The 12,142-nt window shown below is 44.5% G+C and carries 5 protein-coding genes; 1 reads left to right on the plus strand and 4 read right to left on the minus strand.

The window, feature by feature from the left end; genetic code table 11:
• Nucleotides 1-63: 63 nt before the first annotated feature.
• The 4 genes from ACM44_RS14060 to ACM44_RS14075 all read right to left on the minus strand — a co-directional run bounded on the left by ACM44_RS14060 (nucleotide 64) and on the right by ACM44_RS14075 (nucleotide 4,869).
• Nucleotides 64-1,536: an alpha-amylase gene (locus ACM44_RS14060; protein WP_048500695.1), complete on the minus strand. Its 1,473-nt coding sequence runs from the start codon at nucleotides 1,534-1,536 to the stop codon at nucleotides 64-66.
• Between the two features lie 206 nt (nucleotides 1,537-1,742).
• Nucleotides 1,743-2,420, minus strand: coding sequence for a YceI family protein (locus ACM44_RS14065; protein ID WP_048500696.1), 678 nt, complete (start codon nucleotides 2,418-2,420; stop codon nucleotides 1,743-1,745).
• 164 nt (nucleotides 2,421-2,584) lie between these two features.
• Nucleotides 2,585-3,667 (minus strand): DNA polymerase IV, encoded by a 1,083-nt coding sequence (dinB, locus tag ACM44_RS14070; protein ID WP_048500697.1) that lies wholly within the window; start codon nucleotides 3,665-3,667, stop codon nucleotides 2,585-2,587.
• A gap of 41 nt (nucleotides 3,668-3,708) precedes the next feature.
• Nucleotides 3,709-4,869 carry an ATP-binding protein gene (locus tag ACM44_RS14075; protein ID WP_048500698.1) on the minus strand — a complete coding sequence of 387 codons (1,161 nt, stop codon included), beginning with the start codon at nucleotides 4,867-4,869 and terminating at the stop codon, nucleotides 3,709-3,711.
• Between the two features lie 1,298 nt (nucleotides 4,870-6,167).
• Between ACM44_RS14075 and ACM44_RS14090 the strand changes: the two genes are divergently transcribed.
• On the plus strand, nucleotides 6,168-12,142 hold a 5,975-nt coding region (locus ACM44_RS14090; RefSeq protein ID WP_048500701.1), incomplete at its 3' end, for an InlB B-repeat-containing protein.

Here is a 12,142-nt window from a genome sequence, read left to right on the forward strand (position 1 = left end):
TCAGTTTAACACATAGACAAAAGCCCATGGTCATTCATATATCGACCTTCGGAAAGTAATTTTTCACTCCGGAACCCAAACACTCACATTCCCCGCCGGAACCGGGAAGTTTCCCCATCCGTTTTCATCTATGGTAACTTTTTCTTCAAACCTTCCGAGGAGGTCGTGGAAAATCTGCCCGGAATAGGGACGCCCCATTTCCATCGGTTTTTCATATTGGTCTTTGTTGCTGATGACCACCGCGCAACCTTTGTGGATGCCGTCTCCTTCGCGGATCCAGCCGAGACAGTTGGCGTCTTCGAAATAATCCCGCTGCATGCCGTAAGCGTTTTCTTTTCGGGCTTTCAATAATTGCTCGATTCCATCCACTTTTTCGAGGACGATTTCGTAATCATTGCCGTCATTTCCTTGGTCCCGATAACTGGCACCATACAAATCAGGATAAAAAATGCAGGGATAACCATTTTCTCTCAACAAAATCAGGGCATAGGCAATCGGTTTGAACCAAGGTTCCACCACGGATTCCAACTGTTGCAAAGGCTGTGTGTCGTGATTGGCAACCACGGTTACGGAATGTTCTGGATCCGCCAAAGTGAGGGTCTGGTCAAAGATTTTCCTCAAGTCATATGCTGCGCCGGCTTTGGAGGCCAAATGAAAATTCTGCTGAAGTGACGAATCGAAAAGCGACATGCTTCCGGCCGTTTCTTCGATGTATTTTTGAAGCAGATGGAGCTGTCCCGGAGCCCAGTATTCGCCGACAGCAAAAATATTTTCGCCGGTGTTGGAACGCAAAAGCTGAAGCCACTCCTTGTAAAATTCCGGAGACTGGTGTTTCACGGCATCCAATCGAACGCCATTAAAGCCCACTTGCTCGTGGTACCATTTCCCCCAGTAATTCAGTTCTTCGCGAACAAACGGATTTCGGTGTTCAATATCGTTGTGCATCAGATAGGTGTAGTTTCCTTTTTCGTCGGTAATCAGTTCCTCCCAGTCGTCGCCGTAATCATTGATGATTTTGTAGATGCCTTTTTCCTGACCTTCGGCAAAATCTACCGCTGAAAAGCAGGTGAAGTTCCATTCGAAATCTGAATATTGTTTTCCACGGCCCGGAAAAGTAAATTTAGTATAACTCTCTATTTCAAAAACATCCGAAACCATATTGTTCCTATTGTGTTCATCGGCTTTTTTGACTTGGAACTTTTCTTTTTCGTCGCCTCCCGCTTTGTGATTCATCACGATGTCCACCACAATCCCGATCCCTTTTTCCTTTAAGGTTTGAACGACCTCGAGATACTGCTCCTTCGTTCCATATTTGGTGGGAATGGTTCCTTTTTGGTCAAACTCTCCCAAATCGAAAAGGTCATACGGATCATAACCGACTGAGTAACCGCCACCTGCACCTTTGTATGCGGGCGGAAACCAAACTGCGGTGATTCCTAGTTCTTTGAGCCAATCTGATGAGTCTTTGATGTGCCGATAAAGCGTCCCGTTTCCTTCAGAATACCAGTGGAAACTTTGAAGTAAAGTTGCATTCATGCAATTGGGAATGCAAAAAATGAACCTTTCGCAAAAGACTTGGTTTTGGATTTTAAGGTAAGGATTGCGAAATACGAAGTTTTAGTAAGATGAAAATAGCTGATTAATACTGATGTCGGTCTCCATCTGATTTTCAAAAATGGATCAAAAAAAATCACCTCAAAATCTATTTTTAAGGTGATTTCTATTTGAAATGGTGGATCAAATTATTTCTTGGCCACGATGTTCATGTCCATATCCACATCTTTGGAAATCATCCAGTCTTTCGGGTCTCCTTCAGTTCCGTAAGCCAATCCCCAATCCTGTCTGTTGATGGTGAATTTGGAAACCAGGCTGATTTGGGTATCGGTTACTTCCACTTTTGCAGGGAAACTCACGTTTACGGTTTTATCTTTAATGGTCAGGTTTCCGCTCACCAATTTGTTGGCACCTTCCACGTTGCTTTTCGGAGCGTCTGCTGCCAAATCTTCAACTTTGGTGATATCGAATTTCACTACAGGGTATTTTTCTGCGTCAAAGAAGTCTGCACTTTTTAAGTGGGCATCCAGATCGGCAGCTGTTTTTCCTTCAGTGGTTTTTGGATCCACAGAAGCAAGGTCTGTTTTGATGGACTGCACTTCAGAAGTAAGTGTTCCTGCGATCAGGTTTCCGTTTTCTGCGCTCAGTTCACCGGTGGTCAGTGCGATCCCGAATCTTGGGTTAAGTCCACCTTTGTGGTATCCTGTCCATTTGATGGTGCTGCTTTCGGAGTTCACTACAAAGTTTTCCCCTTGTTGAGTGGCCACTTCTTGTACTTCGGTAGTGGTTGCGGTGTCTGTTTTCGATTCCTTACAAGATACTGCAAACATTGCGGCTGCAAGTGCCAAAACTGATAATTTTTTCATTGCTGATTTTTTATTAAAATTAATGGCGCAAAAATAGGGGCAATGTTTGGGGTGCAAATTGATGTATGTTAAGAAATGAGGGCGCGATTTTCTCCACAAATGATTTCATGAACTATAGATGAATACAACCCGTCCGTTATTCATCGGTAAGACTGTTTTTTCAGTCAATAAAAATCTTCAAACGGTATCCGGAGCTGCACCGAAACCTGTTTGGTTTCACCTGTGTTGAGGTTCGAAAGTGACAACCCCAACAATCGGACCGGTTTGTCGAATGGGCGGAGTTCCCAAAGTTTTTGGGCAGTTTCGTAGAAATCCTGGGCGTTTTCATAATAGACTTCTTGGGTTTTGCTGCGGGTGAAAACAGAGAAGTCTTTGTAGCGGATTTTTAGCGTTAATGATTTTCCCTTGATTTCCTTCCGGTTGAGGCGGCCTTCCAGATCTTCGCTGATGGCGCGCAGTTGCTTGAAAACAGATTCCTCATCCAGTAGGTTTTCCCAATAAGTTTCCTCCACGGCCACACTTTTCTGGATTCGATGAGGTTTTACTTCGCTGGTGTGGATTCCGCGCACCACGTTGTAATAATAGATTCCCGCTTTTCCGAACCACCCGGTGAGCTGTTCCTGGGTTTTCTCTTTTAAATCTTTCCCGTTGAAAATATGCAGTTCGTGCATTTTATTGGCGGTCACTTTCCCGATTCCGTAGAATTTTTCAATGGGCAGCACTTCCATGAATTCCAGAATCCGGGTAGGGTGGATGGTTTTCTGCCCATTGGGTTTGTGGTAATCGGAGGCGACTTTTGCCAAAAACTTGTTCACCGAAATTCCGGCGGAAGCGGTAAGACCTGTTTCGTCGAAAATTCGCTTGCGGATTTCTCTGGCGATTTCATTGGCAGATTCCATACCTTTTTTGTTTTCGGTCACGTCCAGATAGGCTTCGTCCAAAGAAAGTGGTTCTACCAAATCGGTATATTCGTAGAAAATGTTTCGGATTTGTTGCGAGATTTCCTTGTACCGCTGAAATCTTGGTTTTACCACGATCAGATGCGGACATTTTTCCAGGGCCGTTCTTCCGGGCATTGCAGAGCGGATTCCATATTTTCGGGCCTCATAACTTGCTGCCGCCACCACGCCGTATTTTCCGCCGCCTACGCAGACCGGTTTCCCGCGCAGTTCGGGATGGTCGTGCTGCTCCACGGAGGCGTAGAAAGCGTCCATATCGATGTGGATGATTTTGCGGTGCGGTTGCATTTCACAAAATTAGGGCAAACAAACGGTTTTGTCAAAAGGTATTAGATTTCCTCAATCTTTTCCCAACCAATGACCGTGGCCGCCGATCGTTTCTGGTTTACCGTGCCCGAGTTGACCAGGTATTTGTCTTTGATGCTGTCTTTGGCGAGTTCCGAAAAGAAATTCAACCCTTTGAACATATCGCTCATAATGGTTTGTGAAGCTTTGATTTCCATAATATTCAGTAATTGATTGTCCTGAAAAAGCAGATCGACTTCCCGTCCCTGAACATCACGCCAAAACCAAAAATCCTGCATTAAGTTGCGGTGGTAATTCACCTTGACCATTTCTGCAATGATGAAATTTTCGAAAAGTTCGCCTTTGTGCGGATGAAGCTGTAAATCTTCAGGTTTTGTAAGTTTAAGGAGAAAACTCAGCAAACCTGTGTCATAAAAATAAAGTTTCGGACTTTTTGTAATTCTTTTATTGTAATTCTTATGATACGGCTGCAACAGAAAAATAATATAACTCGTTTCTAAGACTGAGATCCATGATTTTGCGGTGGGTTGAGAAATTCCGCATTCATTTGCCAAAGAGTTCAGATTGAGCAACTGTCCCGATCTTGCCGCACAAAGTGAAATGAAATTTCGGAATGCCCGAAGATCACGAATATTGATAATTTCCGACAAATCCCTTTCAACATAAGTTCGAAGGTAATTAGAGTAAAATGTTTTGGGAGGAATATTTCTGTCGAAAATCGCGGGATAAAATCCCCGTTGAAGGTTCACGCTGTAATCTTCATCTAAAAAACCGCCTGACTTCATTTCTGAAAAATCAAAAGGAAACAGTTTGAAAATCGCGACTCTTCCCGCAAGACTTTGCGTGATATTCTGCATCAGGTGAAAGTTCTGGGAACCTGATAGAATAAACTGACCCATCACTTTGTCTTCGTCCACTTTTGCCTGGATGTATGAAAACAAAAATGGCGTTCGCTGCACTTCATCGAAAATCACAAACCTGTCGTACTGCTCGAGAAATGATTTGGTATCGGATTCTGCAAAGTTTCTGATATCGGGATTCTCCAGATTAACGTAGGTGTAACTGGAAAATTCTTCTTTCAGAAAAGTAGTCTTTCCCGATTGTCGCGGACCTGTAACCGCAATAACTGGATATTTTCCGCAAAGAAAATCAATTTCTTTTTTAATGGTCCTTTGTACACTCATTATCAATGTTTTTCACTGCCAAAGATACTGCTTATTTTGAATATGACGCCATTAAAATTTGAAAAATATGACAACAAATTTTGAAAAATACGGATATAAAATTTGAAAAATATGATAGTAAGCTTTGAAAAATACGGGATTTAATTTTGAAAAATACGAAAGCAATGTAAGTTTTTGGACAAAAAAAAACTGATGATCCTGCGTTCGAATTTTTGCAAATTCTGTGGCTGAATCATCAGTTAAAGTTTTTACTTCTGTTTTCGCTTCCGGAACCGATTTTGAAATTAAAGTTGAAAAATTGCTCCTCGCGGTTTCATTCTTCTTCTTTGTCAAATCAGCTGATCCTTTCAGCTCCAACGCGATTTTTTGTTTCTTTTCCCTTATGGTTCCGATTTCAGATTTCCACTTTGCGGTTTCTTTCTTTTCACCGAAATGTTCGGGGGACTTTTGTTTCTGATCTCTGTAAAAGAACTTTTAAATCTTCGCTTTCTTCATTCTTTTTCGGGATTTCACCGTGCGGTCTCCATCTCCTATAATCGGTCAGAAAGTTGGGATACTTTTAGTCTGTGCATTTTTTCGGGCTTCGGTTGTTCTTCCTTCGTTTCGTTTCAGTTTTTCCATGGTCTTCTTTCGAAAATCACTTCCGGTCTGAAATTTTTTGCTCCGGTTTTGGAACCTTGCCTAAATAGAGTTGAAACTTTTCACCTTTCGGTTGCCGGTTTGTGCCTCTGCAACTTTGACTTGATTGTGAGGTAAAGTTGGGCAGACCCCATCAAAAATGCAAATAATAGGGACCTGTTTTATCAACTATTTTTAAAGGGGTTTTAAAGACTGAATGTGGATTAAAAATCTCATTATCAGTGGTTTTGTCATGTTTATCTACAAATTCACAAAGTGATCCTTTTGGCGGCATTCCACATTTCACGACTAAATTTTGCAATAAAGCTTGTAAATAATAACTTACTGGGATTAACTTTTTTAGGAAACTATTTTTTTTGAAAAACTTTGATCCCTTTTTTTATGAGGTCATCTTTTTTTTGATATGCTTTCTTGAACCTGAACGTAATCCCTTTCCAAGCTGAAAAATATTGAAATGGTATGTTTTTCGTAAAAAATCACCAATTTAACATAATATGAAAATAGCATGGTAAACGGGTATTGTTTATTGAATTTGACATGAACAAAGGGTTTTTAGTTAAATAAATATTAAATTTTCATTAAATGATTATAAAATAAGCAATCGTTTTTAAAACGGATGGAAAGAAAATGTAGATTTGCTGCCTAAATATTTAACGGTGATGAAAAAAATCTATACTTTCCGGCTCCTCTTAACCATTATGCTCCTATTCGGATTTGCGAAAGGGTGGGGGCAGACTGCAACTATTACTGTCAATGTACCTTCTGCTGGTGGGAGTACTAATTTAGGTTCGAATAATTACGGAGGAACTGGTACGAATGATAGACCAGAAAGAACATGGACTCAAAATGCCGTTGGATTCGGTGGAAAAGCAATTACTACAAATCCTAAAGATATGCCTAATACAGGAAATACGGCAGGCTCTTTTATTCAAGCACAAGCTAGCAATGGGCTAATTTATAATACAACTGCAATTCCTGGAAGAATTGTGAGTGTTCAAGTTGTTACTTTAGGTACAGCAAGGACATCGGTTGTTTACGGTGGTAATTTACGATTAGTAAATAGCACCGCAGGAGATTATAATGTTAGTGGAACACAATTTGGAACTGGTGACGGAGATCAAACTTGGACGACAAATGCATCTGATGACTTTAGATTTTTTGCCATCAAAAGAGGATTAAATGTGGCGTATTTTAGTTCTATTATAATTACATACGAGACAACACCTCCAAGCTCCTACACCTTAACCTACAACGGCAACGGAAATACCGGTGGTACTGCCCCTACAGATCCCAACAATCCTTATGCGGCGGGCGCTACCGTCACCGTTTTAGGGAATACCGGCAACCTTACCAAAAGCTGCGCAAACTTCAGCGGATGGAACACCGCTGCGAACGGTTCGGGTACTTCTTATGCACCAGGTGCTACTTTCAGCATTAATGCCAATACGGTTTTGTATGCCCAATGGGTTTCTACTACAAAAACGGTGACATTCAACGGCAACGGTGGTACGGGAACAATGACTTCTCAATCGGCGTGCACTGCAACAGCACTTTCTACGAATACCTTTACCCGTACCGGATATACTTTCGCCGGCTGGAATACCGCTGCAAACGGAAGCGGAACGGCTTATGCCAATAACGAAAATTACAATTTCACCGCAGATGCCACGCTCTATGCACAATGGACGGCCAATAACAATACCATTACTTTTAACGGGAATGGTGCAGATGGAGGAACAACTTCAACACAGACTTTAGCGACCGGTGCGACCGCCAATTTGAATGCCAATGGCTACACCCGAACCGGATATACTTTTGCAGGTTGGGCGACTACTGCTGGTGGAACTGTAGCTTACACCGATGGCCAATCTTACACCATGGGAACAGCCAATGTGAATCTTTATGCAAAATGGACTCCCAATAATTACCAAGTAATCTTTGATAAAAATGACGCCGCCGCAATCGGGACGATGGCGAACCAAACCATTCCTTATCAGACCTCCGCGAACCTGACGAATAATGGCTACACCAAATCCGGATATGTTTTGAAGGAATGGAATACCGCCGCCAACGGAACCGGAACAGGATATGCCAACGGTGCGACTTTCACCATGAATAATCTTGGGAATGTTACTTTGTTTGCCCAATGGGAGGTGTACACGGGGCCGTGTTTGAGTGAGGATTTTTCAAGCTTAACAAAAGGTGACAATACAACAACAACTGGACAATCAACATCATGGTCAGGAAATACTAATTTTACAACTGTTGCAAGTGCTTATGAGGCAGGTGGTGCTGTGAAATTAGGAACTGGCTCTTTATCAGGTAGCATAACATCTAAGCCATTTGGTTCAGAAGTTAGTGATATGACGGTAAAGTTTGATGTAAAAGGTTGGACTACAGTAGAGGGGGATATCAAAGTAACTGTTTCCGGAAAACCTTCGCAAACCATAACTTATACCGCAACAATGAGTGGTGCTTTTGAAACAAAAACTCTGGTTTTTAATGAAGTTCCACCGAATTCTACATTAACCATTGAGACTACAGCAAAAAGAGCTTTTATCGACAATGTAACTGTCACTTGTACTCCATCAACCCCTAAGCCTCAAATCTCCGTTACCCCTTCCGGTAATTACGACTTCGCAAACCAGCTGGTCGGTACCTCCAGTACAGCGACCACATTTACCATTAAAAATACGGGAACTTTGGATTTAACCTTAGGATCACTTTCGCTTTCCGGTACCGATCCGGGTCAGTTTGCGATCACCCAACCCGGAAGCACCACTTTGGCTCCAAACGCTACCACTAGTTTTACAGCGACATTCAGTCCTACTGCAGTGGGTGCCAAAACCGCTACAGTGAACATACCGAATAATACCACCACCAGTCCTTATACCTTTAATGTGACCGGAACCGGTATGCTGAATCCCTCCCCGAATAACGCTGCGACTTTGAAGGCTTGTATAGGCAATACCCAGCTGACTTTAAGTTGGACGGCATCTACTGGTACCCCTCCAACAGGATATATTGTTTATGCTTTGGATGGAACTACAGTTCCTGCAATGACGGCAACTTTAGCAGGGAATGCCAATGATTATTCCGCCAATTCCAATTTTAGCGCTGCTACTGTTTATGGATCTTTAGGAAAAGCAGTTTACAAAGGAAACGCAACTTCCGCAACCATTACCGGATTAACGACAGGTCAGCAATATACTTTCAAAGTAGTGGCTTATAATGGGGAATCCGCTACAGGTTGGGCGTCAGGAATTGCGTCAACGACCACGCAGAGTTGGTGGCAAACCTATGCCGTCAAAGTTCCGGAAGTTGGTAATCCTGCTGCATCAGTGGCGCCCACGTCCTCGGTGGTTACGTGGAACGTGGTCCCTGCATCGGTCGGTTGCTACGAATATATGGTGGTGGCAAGTCAGGGTTCTGTGACCCTTGTTCCGTCAGGCGATGGGTCTGCTTACAGTCCAGTGATCGCTTTTGCAGGAAATAATCAGGTGGTATATAAAGGCACGGGAAATACGTTCACGGTGACCGGGCTGACCGAAGGCGTCCAATACTGCTACAAAATATTTGTAAGGGAGGTGAACAGTAATCAGTGGAGTTCGGGAGTGCAAGTATGTAAAACTACAGGGTTGTCCTATTGCTCTTCCACAGCCAATGTTGCGACCGATGATGAAACAGGTATTACCAACGTTAAATTTAATACGATTGACAATACATCCTCAGGAAATCCTGCGTACACGGATTTCACAGCGATTTCCACCGATGTCATTATCGGGGAGGTATATGACCTCAGTGTAAAGGTAAATACTTTGGGATTGCAAAACTATACCAAGGCATGGATAGACTGGAACCGAAACGGCATATTTGATAGTAATGAAGTTTATGATTTGGGTGATGCCTATGATGGATTTGATGAAGCTACCGCATACTCTCCTCTGGCGATTACAGTGCCAAGCGGCGCGGCAGTGGGACTTACCAGAATGAGGATTGCTACACAGTATTTTTATTATGATAGCGATATTATATTAACCCCATGTCAAACCGGATATAAATACGGTGAAGTGGAGGATTATACGATCAATATCACTCGTGCTGCCGGTCCGGAGATCAACATCAAAGGGGCAAACATCAATATTCCATCAGGCTCTACAACTGTGATGTCTTTAAATAATACGCTTTTTGCCAGCACTCCATTAGGAAATAGTACGGCCGAAAAGGATTTTACCGTCGAGAACCTGGGACTTTCCACGCTGCTGCTGACCGGAACTCCTGCCGTCATATTGACTGGCGATAATCCTTCTGATTTTACAGTGACTTTGCAGCCGGCAACTTCTGTCGCTCCTGTGGGAACCTCAGGATTTAAAATCAAATTTAATCCCACCACAGCCGGAGTTTTGAAGGCAACCGTGAGCATCAGCAATAATGACATTACCGGGAACGAAAATCCATATACCTTCACAATCCAGGGTACCGGCACCTGTGCGGCAATTCCGGCGCTCACGGTATTGCCGACCTCCGGACCTGCGAACACCGTAGTGACCATCAGTTCAACACCTACGGATAACCTTACCGGCGCAACCGTGAAGTACAATGGCGTGGCCCTCAGTGCCAATCTCATTTCACCGACCCGGATGGAAGTGACCATTCCTGCCGGTGCTGAAAACGACAATCTGGTCATTCGCCTTGCCACCGGATGTGTTTTTACCCAGCCTTTCACGGTAATCACGAAAGAATTCTCTGGATGTGAAGCCATTTCCGGAACATTGCCTACTGACCTGATTCTTTATGAGGTTTACGATGAAAACGGTGGAAGCGGAGGCTATATCTCCATATATAATGGAACTGCTTCAGCGAAAAACCTTGCCAATTATGAGATTTACCGATCAGGAACTTCTACTGGAGCATTGTCAAAATACACCAATGGGCTTTCGGGAAATATTTTGCCGGGTGAACTCAAAATCATTCGTGTTGCCGGAGCCAATAACTGTTCATCACCTGCATCAACTGGCAATGGTGAGATCATGTCAGGGTTTAACGACGATGACAAATTCCAGTTGACCAACGCTGCCGGCACGGTGGTTTATGATGAGGTGCAAGCACCAAATTATGTGGGTTATTATATGAAAAGGGCGGTGGGTAAACTGGGCAATCATCCCACTTACACACCTTCTTCTTGGACCATTATACCGGTATCCGCCAACGCCTGCCTACCGGGAGGTGTGGCACCGGCTCTTCCTGCTGGGAATCCGCCACAGATTACTGCTCAGCCACTACCGGCGCAATCCTGCAAAGCGAAATTCTCGGTGGCTGCAACGGAAGGGATTCCGGGTGGATATGGGCTTGCTTACCAATGGTACATGCTTGCTCCGGGAACCAACGCATGGACTCCCGTCACGGACAATGCCCAATTCTCGGGTGCAAATACTTCCGAAATGTCAGTTTTGTCTGGAACCGGATTGAATGATTATCAGTTCTATTGCCAGGTGAGGGAAAATGGCGTTACCTGTTACAGGGCATCCAATTCCGTGCAATTCAAAGAGGTGGACACTACCTGGAATGGAACTTCCTGGACAAAAGGGATCCCGACACCAAAATCCAGAGCAATCATAGCGGCGGATTATGATACAGCTGTTCATGGAAGCTTCGAAGCGTGCACGGTGACTTTGAATGCGAATTACAAATTAAATATTAAGGCTCATGACTTTGTCACTTCGCAATATGAGGTGATTAATCTGAGCAGTCAGGATAACTTCACCGTAGAGTCTGACGGAAGCTTGATCCAGGTGAATGACAACGCAGCGAACTCGGGCAGCATCACCGTGAAAAGAAACATCAAGGTGTCTTCAGACAGGAAGCAGTACAACTTCCTGATCTCGCCGGCGGTGGGAGCCAACCTGAAGACCAACATCTACCGGGACGGTTCCGGCAACCCGGTAAGCTCACCGAGCGTGCAGTACCATTTAGAGAGCAGCAACTATTTCGGGGAATCCTCCGGCGCATACATTGCGGGAAGGGCCTTGGCGGTGAAAGAGCCGCTGACGGGCGTCGGGCCTTTCTACGCGGTCTTTGCCGGCCCTCCGGCGAATGGCGCCGTTTCCTTCAATGCGACCAATTCCGCTCCGTCGGTGATCGGTCCCGGAGTGGCGAGTCGCGGATATAACCTGATCGGGAACCCCTACCCGTCGAACCTGGACCTTTTGACGTTCTACACGGGCAACGGCGGTGAAGCCGGCAACCTGAGCTCCACTTTCCGGTTCTGGGACAACCATAACAATACGACCTACGATCAGCAGGGGTCCAATTACAGCGGGAACTCGTATGCGAGCTACAACGTGGTATCTGCCACCGGCACTGCGGCCACTTCTGACGCCGGTACTGCGGGATCGAGCAAGAAGACGCCGGGAAGGTATGTTTCGGTGGGGCAGGGCTTTATGACCCGAATCATCGGGGTGCCTTCCAAGACGCTGAAATTCTTCAACAACTCGCGCACCAAGGAATTCGAGAATGATTCGTTCTTCGGCAAGGGGGCCGGTTCGGCAATGGACCGTTACTGGCTGAAGATGGTGACGCCGGACCACCTCGCGGTGCAGATGGCGGTAGTGTATTTCGCCGGGGGCAGCAACGG

Origin of the sequence: Chryseobacterium koreense CCUG 49689 (assembly GCF_001045435.1) — a bacterium.
In the GTDB taxonomy this organism is placed as follows: domain Bacteria; phylum Bacteroidota; class Bacteroidia; order Flavobacteriales; family Weeksellaceae; genus Kaistella; species Kaistella koreensis.